This window comes from Enterobacter cloacae complex sp. BZL2005 (assembly GCF_049238885.1).
Classification (GTDB): domain Bacteria; phylum Pseudomonadota; class Gammaproteobacteria; order Enterobacterales; family Enterobacteriaceae; genus Enterobacter; species Enterobacter roggenkampii.
This window is the reverse complement of the sequence record NZ_JBMKGI010000023.1, coordinates 17,394-34,979: the sequence shown is the minus strand read 5'-3', so window position 1 is coordinate 34,979 and position 17,586 is coordinate 17,394. Positions and strand designations below refer to the sequence as shown.

At 57.7% G+C, this 17,586-nt stretch carries 17 protein-coding genes and 6 pseudogenes; 18 read left to right on the top strand and 5 right to left on the bottom strand.

Annotation, left to right across the window (positions count from 1 at the left end; translation table 11 throughout):
• The 14 genes and pseudogenes from ACOTXI_RS23035 to ACOTXI_RS22970 form a co-directional block, all read left to right on the top strand.
• Positions 1 to 1,626: AAA family ATPase (locus tag ACOTXI_RS23035; RefSeq protein ID WP_421766145.1), on the top strand; the 1,626-nt coding region annotated here is incomplete at its 5' end.
• The gene (locus ACOTXI_RS23030; protein ID WP_017146640.1) at positions 1,626 to 1,817 is read left to right on the top strand and encodes a hypothetical protein; all 192 of its coding nucleotides are present in this window, start codon (positions 1,626 to 1,628) and stop codon (positions 1,815 to 1,817) included. The genes ACOTXI_RS23035 and ACOTXI_RS23030, both read left to right, overlap by 1 nt.
• Before the next feature lie 60 nt (positions 1,818 to 1,877).
• A pseudogene (locus ACOTXI_RS23025) lies at positions 1,878 to 2,517 on the top strand (ATP-dependent metallopeptidase FtsH/Yme1/Tma family protein); the annotation flags it as partial.
• Positions 2,517 to 2,708 carry a hypothetical protein gene (locus ACOTXI_RS23020; RefSeq protein ID WP_004118789.1) on the top strand — a complete coding sequence of 64 codons (192 nt, stop codon included), beginning with the start codon at positions 2,517 to 2,519 and terminating at the stop codon, positions 2,706 to 2,708. The pseudogene ACOTXI_RS23025 and the gene ACOTXI_RS23020, both read left to right, overlap by 1 nt.
• Before the next feature lie 87 nt (positions 2,709 to 2,795).
• Positions 2,796 to 3,254, top strand: a complete 459-nt coding sequence (gene hsp20-GI / locus ACOTXI_RS23015) for a small heat shock protein sHSP20-GI (protein WP_001275372.1) — start codon at positions 2,796 to 2,798, stop codon at positions 3,252 to 3,254.
• Positions 3,255 to 3,276: 22 nt separating this feature from the next.
• Positions 3,277 to 4,191 (top strand): heat resistance protein YfdX1, encoded by a 915-nt coding sequence (gene yfdX1 / locus ACOTXI_RS23010; RefSeq protein WP_023326112.1) that lies wholly within the window; start codon positions 3,277 to 3,279, stop codon positions 4,189 to 4,191.
• Between the two features lie 102 nt (positions 4,192 to 4,293).
• Positions 4,294 to 5,181 (top strand): heat resistance protein YfdX2, encoded by an 888-nt coding sequence (gene yfdX2 / locus ACOTXI_RS23005; protein ID WP_004118195.1) that lies wholly within the window; start codon positions 4,294 to 4,296, stop codon positions 5,179 to 5,181.
• Positions 5,182 to 5,270: 89 nt separating this feature from the next.
• Positions 5,271 to 5,882, top strand: coding sequence for a heat resistance membrane protein HdeD-GI (gene hdeD-GI / locus ACOTXI_RS23000; protein WP_001090779.1), 612 nt, complete (start codon positions 5,271 to 5,273; stop codon positions 5,880 to 5,882).
• Between the two features lie 79 nt (positions 5,883 to 5,961).
• On the top strand, positions 5,962 to 7,107 hold the full coding sequence (locus ACOTXI_RS22995) for a hypothetical protein (RefSeq protein WP_023326111.1): 1,146 nt from the start codon (positions 5,962 to 5,964) through the stop codon (positions 7,105 to 7,107).
• Entirely contained in the window at positions 7,097 to 7,537 is a 441-nt protein-coding gene (gene trx-GI / locus ACOTXI_RS22990; RefSeq protein WP_000786816.1) for a heat resistance system thioredoxin Trx-GI, read from the top strand. The genes ACOTXI_RS22995 and trx-GI overlap by 11 nt, the downstream gene beginning before the upstream one ends.
• A 3-nt stretch (positions 7,538 to 7,540) precedes the next feature.
• Positions 7,541 to 9,256 carry a heat resistance system K+/H+ antiporter KefB-GI gene (kefB-GI, locus tag ACOTXI_RS22985; RefSeq protein WP_023280940.1) on the top strand — a complete coding sequence of 572 codons (1,716 nt, stop codon included), beginning with the start codon at positions 7,541 to 7,543 and terminating at the stop codon, positions 9,254 to 9,256.
• A complete protein-coding gene (psiE-GI, locus tag ACOTXI_RS22980) occupies positions 9,253 to 9,750 on the top strand; it encodes a heat resistance protein PsiE-GI (RefSeq protein WP_142972737.1) in 498 nt (165 codons plus the stop codon). Before kefB-GI ends, psiE-GI begins: the two co-directional genes overlap by 4 nt.
• A complete protein-coding gene (locus ACOTXI_RS22975) occupies positions 9,728 to 10,675 on the top strand; it encodes a zinc metalloprotease HtpX (protein WP_033147119.1) in 948 nt (315 codons plus the stop codon). Before psiE-GI ends, ACOTXI_RS22975 begins: the two co-directional genes overlap by 23 nt.
• A gap of 24 nt (positions 10,676 to 10,699) precedes the next feature.
• On the top strand, positions 10,700 to 11,851 hold the full coding sequence (locus ACOTXI_RS22970) for a S1C family serine protease (RefSeq protein ID WP_032629948.1): 1,152 nt from the start codon (positions 10,700 to 10,702) through the stop codon (positions 11,849 to 11,851).
• Between the two features lie 224 nt (positions 11,852 to 12,075).
• On the opposite strand, the pseudogene ACOTXI_RS22965 reads toward ACOTXI_RS22970, so the two are convergent.
• Positions 12,076 to 12,471, bottom strand: a pseudogene (locus ACOTXI_RS22965) (IS5/IS1182 family transposase); the annotation flags it as partial.
• Between the two features lie 224 nt (positions 12,472 to 12,695).
• Here ACOTXI_RS22965 and ACOTXI_RS22960 point away from each other — a divergent pair.
• The 4 genes and pseudogenes from ACOTXI_RS22960 to ACOTXI_RS22945 all read left to right on the top strand — a co-directional run.
• Positions 12,696 to 13,691 (top strand): IS110 family transposase, encoded by a 996-nt coding sequence (locus ACOTXI_RS22960; RefSeq protein WP_033147120.1) that lies wholly within the window; start codon positions 12,696 to 12,698, stop codon positions 13,689 to 13,691.
• 193 nt (positions 13,692 to 13,884) lie between these two features.
• Positions 13,885 to 14,313 (top strand): GFA family protein, encoded by a 429-nt coding sequence (locus ACOTXI_RS22955; RefSeq protein ID WP_001554382.1) that lies wholly within the window; start codon positions 13,885 to 13,887, stop codon positions 14,311 to 14,313.
• Positions 14,314 to 14,330: 17 nt separating this feature from the next.
• Positions 14,331 to 14,915 (top strand): annotated as a pseudogene (istB, locus tag ACOTXI_RS22950) (IS21-like element helper ATPase IstB); the annotation flags it as partial.
• Positions 14,916 to 14,983: 68 nt separating this feature from the next.
• Positions 14,984 to 15,301: pseudogene (locus ACOTXI_RS22945) on the top strand (DDE-type integrase/transposase/recombinase); the annotation flags it as partial.
• A 146-nt stretch (positions 15,302 to 15,447) separates the two neighbouring features.
• Here the strand turns inward: ACOTXI_RS22945 and ACOTXI_RS22940 are convergent.
• The 4 genes and pseudogenes from ACOTXI_RS22940 to ACOTXI_RS22925 all read right to left on the bottom strand — a co-directional run.
• Positions 15,448 to 15,615 (bottom strand): annotated as a pseudogene (locus tag ACOTXI_RS22940) (tannase/feruloyl esterase family alpha/beta hydrolase); the annotation flags it as partial.
• Positions 15,610 to 15,768: pseudogene (locus ACOTXI_RS22935) on the bottom strand (IS3 family transposase); the annotation flags it as partial. The pseudogenes ACOTXI_RS22940 and ACOTXI_RS22935, both read right to left, overlap by 6 nt.
• A gap of 647 nt (positions 15,769 to 16,415) precedes the next feature.
• Entirely contained in the window at positions 16,416 to 16,649 is a 234-nt protein-coding gene (locus ACOTXI_RS22930) for a diguanylate cyclase domain-containing protein (RefSeq protein WP_080277803.1), read from the bottom strand.
• Positions 16,621 to 17,379, bottom strand: a complete 759-nt coding sequence (locus ACOTXI_RS22925; RefSeq protein WP_049015821.1) for a sensor domain-containing diguanylate cyclase — start codon at positions 17,377 to 17,379, stop codon at positions 16,621 to 16,623. Before ACOTXI_RS22925 ends, ACOTXI_RS22930 begins: the two co-directional genes overlap by 29 nt.
• Positions 17,380 to 17,586: the final 207 nt, after the last annotated feature.

Genomic DNA, 17,586 nt, shown 5'->3' with positions numbered 1-17,586 from the left:
ATGGCGCGCGGTGAACTCAACCTGATCGGCGCCACGACGCTGAACGAGTACCAGAAATACATCGAGAAGGATGCCGCACTGGAGCGGCGCTTCCAGCCGGTGACGGTGCCCGAGCCGACGGTGGCCCAGACCATCATGATTCTGCGCGGCCTGCGCGACACCTTCGAGGCGCACCACAAGGTCAGCATCTCCGAGGACGCGATCATCGCGGCGGCCGAGTTGTCCGACCGCTACATCACGGCGCGCTTCCTGCCGGACAAGGCGATCGACCTGCTCGACCAGGCGGCCGCGCGCGTGAAGCTGTCGGCCACGGCCCGGCCGGTGGCCGTGCAGGAGCTGGAGTCCGAACTGCACCAGCTACGGCGTGAACAGGATTACGTGGCCGCGCGCAAGCAGTACGACCAGGCCGCCGAGCTCGGCAAGCGCATCGAAGCCAAGGAGGCCGAGCTCAAGAAGCTCGTCGAGGACTGGGAGCGGGAGCGGGCCTCCGGCAGTGCCGAGGTCAAGGCGGAACACGTGGCGCAGGTTGTCTCGCGCCTGACCGGCATCCCGGTCAACGAGTTGACGGTGGAAGAGCGCGAAAAGCTGCTGCACTTGGAACAACGGCTGCACGAGCGCCTGGTGGGACAAGACGAGGCGGTCCGTGCCGTGGCCGATGCCGTGCGGCTATCCCGCGCCGGCCTGCGCGAAGGCAGTAAACCGGTGGCTACCTTCCTGTTTCTGGGCCCGACCGGGGTGGGCAAGACCGAGCTCGCCAAGGCATTGGCCGAATCGATCTACGGCGATGAGCACGCCCTGTTGCGCATCGACATGTCGGAATATGGCGAACGCCATACCGTGGCGCGGCTGGTGGGCGCGCCTCCGGGCTATGTCGGTTACGACGAAGGCGGTCAGCTCACCGAGAAGGTGCGGCGCAAGCCCTACAGCGTGCTGCTGCTCGACGAGATCGAGAAGGCACACACTGACTTCTACAACATCATGCTGCAAGAGTTCGACGACGGTCGCCTCACCGACGGCAAGGGCCGGGTGGTGGATTTCACCAACACCATCATCATCGCCACGTCCAACCTGGGTTCGGACATCATCCAGCGACGGCTGAAGGCGCGTGAGGCGGCTGGCGAGGAGTACGAAAAGACCAAGGCCGAGGTCATGGACGTGCTGCGCGGCCACTTCCGGCCCGAGTTCCTCAACCGCATCGACGAGATCATCGTCTTCCATGCGCTGGGCAAGGAGGAGATCCGCCACATCGTCGGCCTGCAGCTCGATCGCGTGGCGCGCAGCGCCGCCAGCCAGGGCGTGACGCTCACTTTCGATCAGACGCTGATCGACCATTTCGCGGAAGAAGGCTACAAGCCCGAGTTCGGTGCGCGTGAACTCAAGCGCCTGATCCGCAGCGAGCTGGAAACTGCGCTGGCGCGCGAGATGCTCGGTGGCGGCATCGGCAAGGGCGATCACGCCAGCGCACGCTGGGACGACAAGGCCGAACGCGTGGTGTTCGAACGCAAAGAGCCACCGCAGACCCCGGCCGAGCCGGAGCAGCCGGATGTCGCGAAGGCGACCGAGACGCCGCACGGCGACGCTGGCAAAGACTCGAGCAAGAAGAAGTCGGCGAGCGACGCATCTTGATGGCGGGCGAGGCTGCCGTGTCCGACTCCATCAGCCTGGCATGGGCAGCCTCCCTGGCATCGATCGCGGTGGCGGTCGTGGCCGCGGGTCACGCGGTCGTCTACAAGCGTGATCCGCGGTCGGCCACGCCGTGGGGGCTGCTCATCAGCGGCGGCACTGCCCTCCCGCTCGCTGGCCATCCGTTTGCGTGACGGTGCGGCCCGTCTGTTCACCTGATCCTCTGGCAACTCGACTTTCGAGGAACACGGTCCATGGAAAAAAAGAATCAATGGAATACCGGCTACTGGATCGTTGCCCTCCTGCTGTTGCTGAGTTTGCAGAGCTACTGGCAGACGGCGAAAACCGTCGAGCCGGTGCCCTACAGCGAGTTCGAGAAGGCGCTGGACGAGGGGCGCGTGGCCGAAGTGCTGGTGTCGGATCGTACGGTGACCGGGCGCCTGAAGTCGCCGGACAGCCGGGGCAAGACGACGATCGTGGCAACGAGGGTCGAACCCGATCTTGCCGATCGCCTGTCGAAGTACGACGTACCCTATGCCCGCGTGTTGGAGAGCACCTGGCTGAGCGATGTGCTGTCGTGGATCCTGCCAGCGGTATCCTTCTTTGGCGTCTGGTTCTTCCTGTTCCGCCGCTTCGCCGAGAAGCAGGGCATGGGCGGGTTTCTCAACATCGGTAAGAGCCGCGCCAAGGTGTTCGTGGAAAAGAACACCGGTGTGACGTTCGCCGATGTGGCGGGGGGGGGGGGATGAGGCCAAGGCGGAGCTGGTCGCGATCGTCGATTTCCTGAAGAATCCGCAGGACTATGGCCGTCTCGGGGCGCGCATTCCCAAGGGCGTGTTGCTGGTCGGCCCACCGGGCACCGGCAAGACATTGCTGGCCAAGGCTGTTGCCGGGTGGCCGAATCGACCCAGGCGCGCATCGATCAGGCTATCCGCGACATCGTGATGGGCGTGTTCGAGCGCGCCTACCGGATTCTCGACATCAACCGCGCGGTGCTGGAGCGCTGTGCGCGCGAGCTGCTGGCGCGGGAAACGCTCGACGAAAGCGATATCCGTCAATTGACTCAAGGACTTGTTCGGAACTGAAAACAGTAGTAGGTGCCATTCAGAGTAAACCGACGGCTCTGTTCAGTGCGTCATCCAATTCGTCGGCATTGTTCAAGGAGAACCGATATGTCTGCATTGACTCCGTGGGACCCCTTCCGGGAACTGGATGAATTGCAAAACCGCCTGGCGACGATGTTCGGACGAATACCCCAGCGACAGGGCGCCCGTACCGGCAACGAAGCCATGACCACGGCGGACTGGGCACCAATGGCGGACATCAGCGAGGATGAGAACGCATTCCTCCTCAAGCTGGATCTGCCGGAGGTCCCCAAGGATGCCGTGCGCGTCAGCGCGGAAAACGGTGTGCTCACCATCAGCGGCGAGCGCAAACTGGAAAAAGAGGAGCAGGGCAAGAAGTTCCACCGCATCGAACGTGCGTATGGCCGCTTTGTGCGCAGCTTTGTCTTGCCTGACAACGTTGATCCGACCAAGGTGACGGCTTCCATGAAAGACGGCGTGCTGGAAGTGCGGCTTGTCAAGGCCGAGCAAGCCAAACCGAAACAGATTGAAATCTCAGTCAACTAACTTCAATCAGGAGCCCAAGATCATGAATATCAAACAGCCACAATACACCTTCTCCGCACTTGCCCTGGCGGTCGTCGTCGGACTGAGCGGACCGGCTCTGGCCCAATCGGCGGCAGGTTCTAGCCCAGGTGCTGCAGCACCCTCTGCCGTATCCAAGGCGGCACAGCCACAGGTAGATGACAAGGCCGCCCAGGAAGCCGATAAAAAGCGTGCCGAGCTCACTCAAGACGCCATCACGGCGCTCACCAAGACCCAGGAGGCTTTGACCCTCCTTGATGCAAACAAGACCAAGGAGGCGCTTGCTGCGCTGGAACTGGCCAGCGGAAAGCTGGAACTGGTATTGGCACGCGACGCCAAACTTGCTTTGGCGCCGGTCGATGTACGCGTCATCACCCACGATATCCACGCCAACGTGGAATCGGTAAAGAAAGCGGTCAAGTTGTCTCGGGAGTTGTTGGGTGATGGCGAGGTGCAAAAGGCCCGGCCCATCGTTGCCAATCTGGCCAGCGAAATCGTAATCCAAACCGACAACCTTCCGATGGCAACGTACCCGGCAGCGATCAAGTCGGCCGCACGGCTCATCGACAGCGGCAAGATCGACAACGCCAAAGCGGAACTCGCCCGAGCACTGAACACGCTGGTGGTGACCTCGGTCGCCTTTCCTCTGCCCGTGCTACGGGCCGAAGCCGCGATGGCAAAAGCTGAAAAGCTGGCCGAGACCGACAGGCGCGATGCCAAGCAGAACGAGGAGCTCAGCACCTTGCTGTCGTCCGTGCGCACGGAGATCGAGATGGCGCAGATCCTGGGTTATGGCAAGAAGGCGGACTTCAAACCCATCTTCGATCAGGTGAAGTCCATTGAGCAAAAGTCGGCTGGTGGCAAAAGCGGCAAGGGATGGTTCGACGAGTTGAAGACGCGCATCCAAAAGCTGTTTTGAGGTGATGAAGGGGCTGACTGCTCTGTCGGTCAGTCTCGCGATGTTCGCATTCAGCCCCAATAGATTCGCCTATTTTCACTATCTCATACGAGGCATATCACCATGAATGAGCAAACACCGAATCCCAATGCGACGAACGAAGGAAAAAACGAACAGGCCGCGGTAAGCAGCCTTCCTGTCAGTCCAGAGTCCAAGCCTGAAGTCGTCACGGAGGTACAGCCTGAGGTTCAGAAAGAAACGGACTCGCAGGCGGCAGACAAACGTAAACAAGTCCTCGATGAGGCAGTCTCGGCCTTGTCGCTGACCAAATCAGCGCTGGCCGCACTTGACGGCAAGGACACTGCACGCGCATTGGCAACGCTGGCCGAAGTGACGGGAAAGCTGGAGCTGATCGTCGCGCGCGAACCCACGCTAGCCCTGGCCGGCGTTGATGTGCGCACCATCGTGCACGACTTGTTCGCCAACACGGAAACCATTGAGGCGATGACCGACGAGGCGCTGGATGCCCTCAAACATGGCGAGGTGCAACAGGCTCGCCACGTGCTGGCTTTGCTGGCCAGTGAAATCGTGATCACGGTCACCAACATCCCTTTGGCGTCCTATCCCGCAGCCGTGAAGGCAGTCGTGCCGCTGATCGATCAGGGCAAGATCGAAGAAGCCAAAGCCGCGCTGCAGTCAGCGCTCAGCACGCTGGTCGAGGAGCGCAGCGTGCTTCCGCTGCCCGTCCTGCGTGCGAAGCTGCTCCTGAAGCGCGCCGAGCCCCTGGTAGAAGATGGTCAGCGCAGCGAAGCATCCAATGAGCGCCTGGAGACATTGTTGAACGAAGCCCGGCAGCAGTTGGAAATGGCAGAACTGCTGGGCTATGGAAAAAGGAAGGACTTTGAGCCCCTGTACGCTGAACTCAAGAAAATCAAGGAAAAGACGGGAGGGGGAGGCTGCGGAAAAGGCTGGCTCGATGAAGTCAAGGCAAAACTGTCCAGGTTGTTCTGAAACCGCTGGAGAGGGGGCGCATAGCGCCCCCTCTCTTGTCCCATGAGTGTTTGATTTTTTATTTTGTATAGATCTTTAGGAGATATTGCATGAACACAGACACCATCGCCAATTCCAATGCGGATGACCCCACCAAAGCACTGTGTTCGCTGAGCCAAAATTGGTGGCTTTTTGTGCTGCGCGGTGTCTTGGCATTGATTTTTGCAGCCCTCGCGTTCTGGATGCCACAATCGGCTCTGTTGGCCATGACCATCATGTTCGGCGCATTTTCCTTGGTCAATGGCGCGTTCAACTTGTTTGCAGCGGTGCGCCATATCCAGAAAAAAGAGCGCTGGGGCTGGCTGCTGTTCAGCGGCATTGTCGGCATACTTACGGGCGTCGTCGTCCTGGTTGCTCCTTGGGTCGCCACGATAGTCTTGGCTTCTTTTTTATGGGCTAGCGTGGGCTTCTGGGCGATTTTCACCGGTGTGCTGGAGATATCCGCCGCCGTTCGGCTGCGTCGGGAAATCAAGGGTGAAATCTGGCTTGCCCTCAGTGGACTGCTCTCGATTATCCTTGGTGCTATCGTCTTGTGGATATTTTTTACCCGTCCGGTCGAGTCATTCGTGGCCGCAGGCTGGCTGTTGGGTTTCCATGCGGCAGTCTATGGCGTCACGCTTTTGTTCTTGAGTTGGAGTCTTCGCAAAACGCGCCTGGGGTAAGAGCGTGCCAAACCAAAATCTATGGATATGAGCATCCTCGATTCATGCCTCCATAGAAATGACATCGAAGGAGTCATACATGCAGATACAATATAGCTATCGAGCTATCGACAAAGAGTTTCATGAACCTTGGCAGAGAGCTTTGGGAAATGTGATCGAGCACGCCCTCAAGCCATTGCTCGACAAACACACTAAAGATTCAGCGCGACTTCAAATCGTCCTTGATCGCGACAAGATCAAGCGGCAATTTCTGGCCAGTGGCTATATGCACCTGCCCGGCAAAAAGATTGTCAGCGTTACTGCATCACATGACGAGCTGACGCCCCTCGCGCAGATGCTCGCACAGTCGTTGTTCCGTCAGGCCAAGAAGCATTTTGACCGACTGCATGCTCAGGATCAAATCAAGCGCAAAGCACGACGCGAGCGCTTGCGCGAGCTCAAGGTGCGGATTGCCGCAAAACCCGCATCAGCCGCCCATGAGGCCGAGGTGACCCGAATGCCTCTACTGTCGAAACTTGAGGCTGTCGCAAGGCGTGAGCTGGCTTATCTGCGGGCCGTCGGCGATTTACCGCGCGATTATCCGACGCTGCGCGACGTGGTGGATGAAGCGATTGTCCGAGCTAAGGTGGAATGGCAATCCGTGCCGGGGGAAAAAGAGGCTTACACCGGTCTTTTGAAGCATCTGTTCGCCGTCCTGGATAACGAAGTGGCAAGCAGCCGGCAATTTGGCGAATTCGTTTCTCTGGACGCGCCGGTCGAACCGGATGCCCAAGACGTGGCCGAGGCCATGGTGGAAGAGGAAATCTTCGAATTTTATCAGCACGATGACACACTCAAGCTGGCCGATATTTTCGCTGGCAGTCAGCATCCCGATGTCGCAACGATCGCGGAACAGGAGGAGCTGATTGATCGGTCGAGCGAGTTCGCTTTTGCATTTGACCTGCTGAAGGACATGCCGCGTTTGTGGCGGCGCATTTTTCTGCTTATCCGTGTGGACGGGCTGAATGCCAGCAGCGTCTCTGAAATCCTGCTGATTCCTAGTAAGGAAGATGCTGTCCGAAGGTGGCTCATGCAGGCCGAAGCATTCATCGCTGCTCATCTGGAAGAGGCCGGAGTAAGCAAAAACGGGAACGATTGGCTCCAAGGCGTTGATTGGTCGGCATTGTCTGTGACCCGAAACGAGGCAGCCTCACTGTGGTCCAAGGAGGCGAACCATGAAGAATGATCTTCACCTTGTCTGCCCGCATTGCCAGTCCATCAACCGCGTACCGACTGCGAAGCTATCGGAACATCCCAACTGTGGCCGCTGCCAGCAGCCCTTGTTCACGGGCGAGCCCATCGAGTTGACCACGGCGACGTTCTCGCGCCACGTGGAGCGCAGCGATCTGCCGCTGCTGGTCGATTTCTGGGCGCCATGGTGCGGGCCGTGCAAGATGATGGCGCCACAGTTCCAGCAAGCGGCGCACCAGCTCGAACCGAGGATCCGGCTGGCGAAGGTGAATACCGAGGCTGAGCCCCACCTGGCCACGCAGTTCGGTATCCGCAGCATCCCGACGCTTGCCCTGTTCCAGGGTGGGCGGGAAATCGCCCGTCAGGCCGGCGTGATGGGCGCGCAGGACATCGTGCGCTGGACGTCGACGCAAGTGGGACGCTGACCGATGCAGGGCTTGCTCGGCACTACACTAATCCTGCTGGCAGCTTGCAGCCTGGCGGCGATGGCGACGGCGGCGTTCAGAGTGCCCGCCTTGCTGGGGTATCTCTCTGTCGGCGTTGTACTGGGCCCCTCAGTCATCGGCGTGATCGCGCCGGGGGAGACGCTGAGCTTTCTGTCCGAGCTGGGCGTGGCGCTGCTGTTGTTCATGGTCGGACTGGAATTCTCCCTCGGAGACTTCTGGCTCGCCCGCAGGACGGTGCTGATGGCGGGCGCTCTGCAGATGATCGCCGTGGCCCCGCCGCTGATCCTGCTATTGATGTGGCTGGGGCAGCCCGGCCAGAGCGCCGCGCTGCTCGGCACTGCGGCGGCCATGTCGTCCACGGCGCTGGTCAGCCGACAACTGGCCGACCAAGGCGAGCTCACCACCCGCCACGGACGCAGTGCCATCGCCGTGCTGGTCTTTCAGGACCTGGCCAGCGTGCCCCTGCTGGCCTTGCTGGCGATCTGGGCGCGCGGCGAGTCGCCGAAGATCGAGCATGTGCTGCTCGAAGTATTCGGTGTGCTGCTGCTGTTTGCGGCAGCGGCCCTCGTCTCGCGCCGTCTGTTGCATGGCCTGCTGGGCTGGGTGGCGCGGCGGGGCCACGAGGAATCGTTCGTGCTCGTCTCCTTGTGCGTGGTGGTGGCTGCCGCCGCTGCTGCGCACGCGGTCGGCGTATCCGCCGCCCTGGGGGCCTTCCTCGCCGGGATGGTGCTGGGCGAGAGCGACTTCCGGCACCACATGGAAAGCCACCTCAGGCCGTTTCGCGATGTGTTGTCGGGCGTGTTCTTCGTGACCATCGGCCTGCAACTGGACGCAGCACAGATTCTTTCGGCACCGCTGGCGGTGCTGGCGTGGCTGGTGGTGCTGGTACCGGTCAAGATCCTGCTCAATACGCTGGCCTTGCGGGCGACGCGCCTGTCCGCCCTCGATGCCTGGCGCACGGGCATAGCGTTGGGGCACGGCGGCGAGTTCGCCCTGCTGTTGTTGGGCACGGTCTTGCAGCAGCATCTGATCCCCGCGACCGTCGTCCAACCCATGCTGGTCGCGCTGGTGCTCAGCATGGCCCTGGCACCGCTACTGATCCGCCATCACGATGTACTTGCCCGGTTCTTGAGCCGCACCGGCGGCGTCATTCAGCCACCCCAGGCTGAAGAAGTCGAGATCGCCGCGCAGACGACGCGATATCGAGACCATGTCATCGTTTGCGGCGCGGGCGAGCTTGGCCTGACAGTCAGCGAGATTCTTCGCCACGCCGGCGTGGCGCATCTGCTGCTGGAGGCGGACGCGCAGAAGGTAGAGGCCGCGCGTGCCGCCGGCGCGCCGGTGTTCCATGGCGATGCCAGTCGGCCCGATACCTTGCTGGCTGCCGGCTTGACGCATGCGCACTTGGTAGTGCTAACGTTCGCCCATGCCCAGCAAGCGTTGCGCATCGCCCAGGCGATTGCCGAGCGCCGTCCGGCGCTAACCTTGTGGGTGTCATGCAGAAGTACGACCGCGGCCGATGCATTTCGCGCCATGCCTAACGTGCGCGTTTATCAGCAATCCTTTGCCGCAGCTATTGGGCTGGCGGAACAGGTGATGTCGACGCTTGGCATGTCGACCGAGTTGATTGAAGGACACATCAGCGCAATGCGCCGCCGTCTTGACAGCAGCCGTTTTCCAGGGAGTTCATCGTCATGAAATCAACACGCCTTAACCCATTTCAGGTCTTGCGTGACCAATTGGCCATCATGAGTTTTTACGAGCGCTTCGAGCAGGTCGTCGCGCTCGTGCTGTCGGCGGTGATCGCCGTCATCATCATGGTGTCGCTGTTCCAGCTCATCTCCATCGTCTTCACGCTGCTGGTTCTCGATGCCTTCAATCCCCTGGACCACAAGGTATTCCAGAGCGTGTTCGGCATGATCATGACGCTCTTGATCGCGATGGAGTTCAAGCATTCCATCGTGCGCGTGGCGCTGCGTCGGGACAGCATCATCCAGGTTAAGACGGTGGTCCTGATCGCGGTGATCGCACTCTCCCGCAAGTTCGTGATCCTCGACTCCGACGCGAGCCCCGCAAAGATAGCCGCGCTGGCAGGCGCCACGCTGGCTCTGGGTGCGACCTACTGGCTGCTGCGCAAGCGCGGCGACCGCGCCGCCGAGACCTCTGAGCATGACCCGTCATCATCCGAGTGATCCGCGCACTGCGCTCTTGCAACACCGCTGGCTCAACCGCCTGCAGACCGGGCTGTTGGTCCTGACCCTGGTCGGGATCGCAGCCGCAGCAGGGAGACTGCCATTTGGGGAAGGCTGCCTGTGGCTCGCGCTGTTTGCCGTTGCAGGTGCGTTGCTGCTGGACCCGGTAGCCGCGTCGGCGCTGAGCTTGCGCCTGTACCGCGTACGGGCCTTGCACCCGCAACAAGCCCACGAGATGTGGGCCCTGTTGCGCGAGCTGCCCGCCACGCCGGTGCCGCACTATGTGCCCAGTGCCGTCGTCAACGCCTTCGCCACCGGATCGAAGCAGGAGGCATCGATCGCCCTCACCGATGGCCTGCTGCGCAGCCTGAGCCCACGCGAGCTGGCGGGTGTGCTCGCGCACGAGGTCGCGCACATCACTAATGAGGATCTGCGTATCATGGGGCTGGCGGATTCCGTCAGTCGCCTCACGTGCCTACTGGCCCTTATGGGACAGATCGCGATCCTGCTCAGCCTGCCCGCGCTGCTGGTTGGCGCGGCGGAGGTCTATTGGCCTGGTCTATTGTTATTGGCCGCATCGCCCCAACTGGCCCTGCTCGCACAGCTCGGCTTGTCTCGCGTGCGTGAGTTCGACGCTGACCGCCTTGCGGCGGAACTGACTGGCGACCCGCAGGGGCTGGCGTCCGCGCTGGCGAAAATCGAGCGGGTCAGCCGCTCCTGGCGTGCCTGGCTATGGCCGGGATGGGGCAATCCCGAGCCCTCCTGCTTGCGCACGCGTCCGGCAACGCAAGAGCGCATCGCACGCCTGCTGACGTTGGCGCCTGGGCCAGCATCAGCGTTGCCACTCCGCGCGCCCCATTTTTTGCCGGAATCCGCTTTGGCGACGCGCCCACCGCGCTGGCGCCCGAGCGGGCTGTGGTGCTGATTGCCCATCAACAGGAGACGTCTCATGGCCTATCTCGACCCGTACCAACGCCCCGCGCCGGACCGCTTCGTCCGGCGCTGGCTCTTCATCACCGCCTGTATTGCCGCGCTCATGCTGCTGTGGCAGTTTCTGTCTGCCATCGAGGCCTGGTTCAGTCCGCGCGAGGCAGCAGAACGCACCGTGATGGCGCGTGGCGATCTGGCGGCGGACGAGAAAACCACCATCGAACTGTTCGAAAAATCGCGCGCCTCGGTGGTCTACATCACCACCGCGCAATTAGTACGCGATGTCTGGACGCGCAACGTGTTCTCCGTGCCGCGCGGCACTGGTTCGGGCTTCATCTGGGACGACGCCGGCCACGTCGTCACCAACTTCCACGTCATCCAGGGCGCGTCCGAAGCCACCGTCAAACTGGCCGACGGCCGCGACTACCAGGCCGCGCTGGTGGGGACGAGCCCCGCGCACGACATCGCCGTGCTCAAGATCGGCGTCGGTTTCAAGCGCCCGCCGGCCGTGCCGGTCGGCACCAGTGCCGACCTCAAGGTGGGTCAGAAGGTGTTTGCTATCGGCAACCCCTTCGGCCTGGACTGGACGCTCACCACTGGTATCGTCTCCGCGCTCGACCGCTCGTTGCCGGGAGAAGCGGGCGGCCCGGCCATCGATCACCTGATCCAGACCGACGCCGCCATCAACCCCGGCAATTCCGGTGGCCCGCTGCTCGATTCGGCTGGGCGGCTGATCGGCATCAATACCGCCATCTACAGTCCGTCTGGCGCCTCGGCCGGAATAGGCTTTGCGGTGCCGGTCGATACCGTCATGCGCGTGGTGCCGCAACTCATAAAGACCGGCAAGTACATCCGTCCGGCGCTGGGCATCGAGGTGGATGAGCAGCTCAACACGCGTCTGCAGGCGCTGACCGGCAGTAAGGGCGTATTCGTATTGCGCGTGACGCCGGGCTCGGCGGCGCACAGGGCCGGGCTCGTCGGCGTCGAGGTCACCGCAGGCGGCATCGTGCCCGGCGATCGCGTTATCAGCATCGACGGTATCGCCGTTGACGACGTCACCACATTACAGGCCCGGCTAGACGACAAGAACGTTGGAGATGTTGTGGTCTTGTTAGTGGAGCGGGCCGGCAAGACTCGCGAGATGCTTGTGGAACTACGACCGGGAGTTTGATGGAAAGTGGGTCATGGATCTGCACAGCGAAGCAGCCAAGCGACTTCAGCCTTGCGCCGAACTACGAGCCCTAGCTAGGGATGGTCTGAAGTAGCCCTGTATTTCCGGCTGACTTCTGCCACTGCTGATTTTGAAAGCGGTGAACCGATCAAAAACGATCGGATCACCCGCTCATTTCGGTGCTTTCAGCCGTCGCGAGCACCTTGCGACGGCCATTTTCCGCATTACAGGCGCACCTCTCCTGCGCTTGCCAGCAAATGTCGGCGGGCCATCCATAGGTTCGACAGGGCAAACAGCGTCACCAGTTGTGCAGTGTTCTTCACCAGCCCTCGGAAACGTACCTTGGTGTAGCCGAACTGCCGCTTGATCACGCGAAACGGGGGCTCTACCTTCGCTCGCACTTGCGCCTTGGCCTTCTCGATCTTGCGCTTGGCTTTGTACAGGGCGCTGCGTTTATCGAGCATCTTGTAGGTGCTGCGGCGTGCTGCGACCTGCCAGATCACTTCTCGGTCGGCATGCTCGGAGCGCTTTTCGACGCCTGTGTAGCCGTCATCGGCGCAGACGACGTTCTCGTCGCCGTGCAGCAGTTTGTCGACCTGGGTGACATCCGCCACGGTGGCTTGTATCTAACAGTTTGTGGTGATTAGCTACCACCACTGAAGCAGAGTGAGCTGCCCCCTTCCCTTAAGGTCAGAAAAGTCGGCACCGCTGAACCTTGATTTGCAGCACATGGCCCTCCGCTTCACCTTTCACGCCAGCACATAAGGTTGAACGGTTACCGGGAGCTCGACTCCGTATGTACAAGGCGAACAGGCGTGACGGTTTATGTGAGAGGAGTTTGACCATGTTTCCAGTCGGCATTGACGTAAGTAAAAAAACCCTGGATCTTTGCATGCTTTATGACGGTATCAAAGGACGCATAAAAACCCGTAACATCCAGAATAACAGACATTCAGTTGAAAATATTCTTCGCTGGCTCAGGCTTCAACATTGCAGTCCGGAAGATGTTCATGTGGTAATGGAAGCTACCGGTGTTTATCACGAACGGCTGGCCACTGAATTACATGATGCCGGTTTCCGGGTTTCTCTGGCCAACCCTCACCGTAGTCGGGAGTTTGCGCGTGGCATGGGAATCATGACAAAAACGGATAAGGTGGATGCGTATATGCTGGCCTGTTACGCATTCCTTAAGAAGCCACACCGCTGGGAGCCGCCGGCACCCGAAATCAGATATCTCGGTGCACTCCTGCGACGGCGGGATGTTCTGCTGGGTGATGCCCTGCGTGAGGAGAACAGGCTGGAAAAATACCTGTCGACAGACACACCTGCAGATATTATCAGTTCCTGCAGGCGTATGGCGCAGCTTCTGCGCGAGGAGGTAAGTAATATCGAGCGGCAGATAAAAGCACATATCAAAGCCAGCCCTGCACTGAGGCGTGATTATACACTGCTGACCTCAATTAAATCGGTTGGTCCCCAGCTGGGGATGCATATGCTGGTCGTGCTTCGCAGCCATAACTTTGTATCGGCTGAGCAGGCTGCCGCCTTTCTGGGCGTGGTGCCGATCGAGAAACGCTCAGGCACATCGGTCCGGCGCCGGCCGCGGATGTCGAAAATCGGCCCCCCTCAGTTGAGAGCGAAGCTTTACATGTCCGCCCTGTGCGGAAAAATCTACAATAAGCGAATGCGTGATATTTACGATGAGATGTGCCTGCGGGGTAAACCTAAAATGGTGGCCATTGGCGCGCTGATGCGGAAACTGGTGCACTGGTGTTATGGCGTCCTGAAGACCGGAACCGTTTTTAATGACGAAGACCTGAAACCGGTACTGTCAACCTGACTATACCAGGCTGGCATTAAACACAAGGTAACGCTCACTGCAATAAGTGAGCGCAGTCCGTTATGAGCGAAGAGCGGATATTCAGACCGACTGATAGCTGATTTTGAGTTGCCAAAAAGAGCGCTCCTATTCAGTACAAAAAAGATGGTAATGTTTCATAAAATCTCTTAGGCCTTGCAGGAATGGTTTTGAAATGAATGGATCTTGTTTGTGTGGAACAATTGAATTTGAACTTACTCATAAACCAGCAGTGTTTTATCGTTGTCATTGCTCGCTTTGCAGAAAGCAGAGCGGCGTGGGTTACAATCTCGCCACACTAGTCAAAGACAGTGAGTTTCGCTGGATTAAAGGGGAAAACTGCATTGCTTCATGGTCTAAGCCAACGGGGTACCGTACAGATTTTTGCAATGTATGTGGCTCAACTGTGCCTAACAGTCTGCGAGATGTACCTTATGTCTGGGTTCCTGTTGGTTTAATTGACGAACGTCTTGAAATGGAATGTGCAGGAGACTTCTGCACTGATGATGCAATGCCCTGGGATGAAACCCGCTCACCTAGTTGTCACGCTGGACCTGTCGAGTCTCTAGCCTCGCTTTTAAAGTACCTGAAACTCAATTCCTGAGCGTCAGCATTTGGCACAGAGCAGACTCTCAGGAAGCCCGGTTGCCGGTGGCGAAAACGCTGGGTGAGTATGACTTCAGTCAGGTGCCGGAACTGAATAACGCTCAGTTCTGGCAGCTCTGCGAAACGACAGACTGGGTTGATGCCGTAGAAAACGTCCTGTTGTTCGGTGCCAGCGGCCTGGGAAAAAGCCTTCTGGCGGAGGCGATCGTGGATGGTGTTGTAAGGCTGGGCTACCGGGCCCGGTTCTACAGTGCCGGAGAGCTGCTGCAGGAGCTGCGTAAAGCGCGGACACAACTAAAACTGAACGAGCTTCTGCTGAAACTGGATAGCTACCGGGTGATAGTGATAGACGACCTCGGGTATGTCAAACGCGACAACGCGGAAACGGGAGTGTTGTTCGAACTGATCGCGCATCGCGATGAGCGCGGCAGTCTGGTCATCACTAGCAACCATCCGTTCAGCACGTGGGGCAGCATCTTCGTGGATGAAACGATGGCTGTGGCAGCAGCCGACCGGCTGATCCATCACGGATATATTTTCGAGCTAAAAGGAGAAAGTTACCGGAAAAAGACAGCGAAGGCAGTAACCAGCGTGGCTTAAAACCACCTATCAATGGATGCGGCCAGAGTAGTTGGCGCCAGTCGGCAAAACTAGTTGACGTCTAATACGCGGTAGCAGAAAGCAATATGTGGTGGAGTTCGGACCGCTTCGAGTTCGGCTGTGACAACGGTGAAAAACTGCGGGTAACGTTCGCGCGGGACTGCTGTGGCAGAGAGGCCATAGACTGGGCGGCAAGCACCGGAGGCTACGACAGTTCGAGGGTGCAGGATGTGATGCTGAGGTCGGTGGAAAAGCGTTTCGGCGACAGGTTGCCGGATACTCCGATACAGTGGCTGAAGGATAACGGTTCAGCGTATACCGCGCATGAAACGCGGAAGTTCGCCAGAGAGCTGAACCTGAAGCCCTGCACAACAGCGGTGAGCAGCACGTAGAGTAATGGCATAGCTGCAGCAACCGGAGAACTGGTCAGCTGTAGACCATGAAAAAGAGATTCTGCTTTCATTTTGCCTTCAGACATTGTTCCCTGCGGCTGCATTGGTGGCATTGCCACTTTTTCATGAGTATCAGAGGCCAACTTGCCCGAAATCAGAACATCTGGTGCCTTATGTTGTTCGGTCCATTCCATCAGCGGAGAAAGCAAATCTATCTGATTTAACCCTTCACCACCGCCACAATGACCTACTCCCGGCAACAGGAACAGACGGACAAACTTTTCAGTATTTCTTTCTCCAAGCTCCATCGGCCAGGTCAGGCTCGGGGCATCCAGACGCAGAAGCGGAAACCGTTCAGACGCCAGCCCCTCCTGACGCAGCATCAGCCAGATGCGCCGATAACCAAAACGTCTGCGTTCAAGAGTCAGCTAGATAATATGCCCTGATAAATGTGCATCAGCGTACAGCTGCTGAAGCACATTTATCAGGGCGTATCACAAAGCTTGCGCTCGAACGAAGGCGTTTTGGTTATCGGCGCACCCGCCGGAGGGGTACGGCCAGCTGTTTCGTGCATTTGAAGCAGATGACACTAGTATCTGCATCAGATGCGGCTAGCAATGTGGATTGACAAGGTCCGGGGCGAGAGAAGTGGCGCATCAGAAGGTTGCCCCCTGACGATCGACCGCATGTCTGACTAGGGCGCTGCACGATCCAGGGATAAACTTTGCGACCGCGATGTTTGCTTATTGCGAGGAATTGATCAGCATTAAAGGCGCGATGGGCCACGCCAGCATCACCTCAACTCAGCAATATGCTCGGCGCTGAGAAACACGGTTTCGTCTAATGCATTATCTTCTCAGACTGATTGAGAACTGGCAGGAATCTGTATTAGATATCACTGTCGCAACTCAAGAGGTTGCAAGACTGCTCTGTAGTCCATGTCTATTCTAAGTTTTCAAAACAATCAAATATAGAGTTTCTGCTCCGGACTTTGTCATAAGTGCGTCGTATCGGTTCTCTCTTTTTCACCTGCACAGTCCTGTCGGGCCACATTACTGAGGTTGGAGACTGTGGTGAGCGAGTGTCTGATAATGTATAACATACCGGATCAGGATATCTCTCCATTTTTTATGGCATACATTTTCATGTCTGCCTCTTTCATTATGTCGGAAGGTACCTTATGTTTCTCTGCATTAAATTCTGCAGTACCTGCTGAAAATGATAATATACCGGATATTGTAGCGGATTGATTTAAGTTATGCACAGCTAGCTTGATTTTTTCTACAACTGATACAGCATCAGCCTCTGAGCAGTCAGTCAGTAAGTAAAATACTGAATTCATCACCACCGAGTCTGGCAATCATGTGATTGCCTGCTGTAACCTCTTCAAGGATGCGGGCGAAAGCCTTCAGCACTCTATTGCCTTCATGGTGTCCAAAGGTGTCATTGATAAATTTGAACTCATCGAGATCAATAACGATGACACTAAACACGCTCTTTTTTAATCGTGCTTTGCGGAAGGTTTTTTCAAGAAAGAGGGTATAGGAGCGGCTGTTAAATTGTTCAGTTAAAGAATCTTTAATGGCTATTTGTAATAATTCAAACTCGTCTTCTACAATTGCTGCGAGGTCCATGAGCAAAGACATTTGCTCTGGGGAAAAGATTTTTGGCGAACTGTCAAGCACGCAGATTGCACCGGCTATATCTCCGCCGGGTAAACGCACCGGATATCCTGCATAAAAACGTATAAAAGGATAGCCGGTAACCAGAGGATTTTTTAAAAAGTTTGGATTCATCAATGTGTCTTCAATGACCAAAGGCTGTCCGGTTTTTAAAATCCAATTGCAGAATGACACCATTTTATTTATTGGTTGCAGTTCCACACCACATAAGGATTTGAAGTACTGCCGTTCTTCATCAATTAGTGTAACCAGCGCTATTGGAACATCAAACAACCTTACCGCTATTCTCGTCAGTCGATCGAAACGTTCATCTGAGCCGGTATTCAAAAGTTCGATGTTATATAAAGAAAGCTGTCTTTTTTCTTCGTTTCTCTGGTTGGAATTAATCATTTAAATCGTTTATCTCACTAAAGTGATATATTTATGTATTTCTTTAAATAAAGTGGTGCTTTCAGTTAGCAGGAACAGTTTTAATAAACTTTCGGTATATGTAAATTCCTTTCTCTTGAAAAAAAAGCGCTCTTTATAACCAAATGTTATAGAAAACATTGTGGTATCGACAAAACCAACCGTCGGAGATTAAATCAACACATTAAT

Excerpts from the sequence above, each read along its gene's own strand:
- ACOTXI_RS23030 (WP_017146640.1), top strand. The coding sequence starts at position 1,626 with ATGGCGGGCGAGGCTGCCGTGTCCGACTCCATCAGCCTGGCATGGGCA.
- hsp20-GI (WP_001275372.1), top strand. The coding sequence starts at position 2,796 with ATGTCTGCATTGACTCCGTGGGACCCCTTCCGGGAACTGGATGAATTG.
- yfdX1 (WP_023326112.1), top strand. The coding sequence starts at position 3,277 with ATGAATATCAAACAGCCACAATACACCTTCTCCGCACTTGCCCTGGCG.
- yfdX2 (WP_004118195.1), top strand. The coding sequence starts at position 4,294 with ATGAATGAGCAAACACCGAATCCCAATGCGACGAACGAAGGAAAAAAC.
- hdeD-GI (WP_001090779.1), top strand. The coding sequence starts at position 5,271 with ATGAACACAGACACCATCGCCAATTCCAATGCGGATGACCCCACCAAA.
- ACOTXI_RS22995 (WP_023326111.1), top strand. The coding sequence starts at position 5,962 with ATGCAGATACAATATAGCTATCGAGCTATCGACAAAGAGTTTCATGAA.
- trx-GI (WP_000786816.1), top strand. The coding sequence starts at position 7,097 with ATGAAGAATGATCTTCACCTTGTCTGCCCGCATTGCCAGTCCATCAAC.
- kefB-GI (WP_023280940.1), top strand. The coding sequence starts at position 7,541 with ATGCAGGGCTTGCTCGGCACTACACTAATCCTGCTGGCAGCTTGCAGC.
- psiE-GI (WP_142972737.1), top strand. The coding sequence starts at position 9,253 with ATGAAATCAACACGCCTTAACCCATTTCAGGTCTTGCGTGACCAATTG.
- ACOTXI_RS22975 (WP_033147119.1), top strand. The coding sequence starts at position 9,728 with ATGACCCGTCATCATCCGAGTGATCCGCGCACTGCGCTCTTGCAACAC.
- ACOTXI_RS22970 (WP_032629948.1), top strand. The coding sequence starts at position 10,700 with ATGGCCTATCTCGACCCGTACCAACGCCCCGCGCCGGACCGCTTCGTC.
- ACOTXI_RS22960 (WP_033147120.1), top strand. The coding sequence starts at position 12,696 with ATGTTTCCAGTCGGCATTGACGTAAGTAAAAAAACCCTGGATCTTTGC.
- ACOTXI_RS22955 (WP_001554382.1), top strand. The coding sequence starts at position 13,885 with ATGAATGGATCTTGTTTGTGTGGAACAATTGAATTTGAACTTACTCAT.
- ACOTXI_RS22930 (WP_080277803.1), bottom strand. The coding sequence starts at position 16,649 with ATGAATTCAGTATTTTACTTACTGACTGACTGCTCAGAGGCTGATGCT.
- ACOTXI_RS22925 (WP_049015821.1), bottom strand. The coding sequence starts at position 17,379 with ATGATTAATTCCAACCAGAGAAACGAAGAAAAAAGACAGCTTTCTTTA.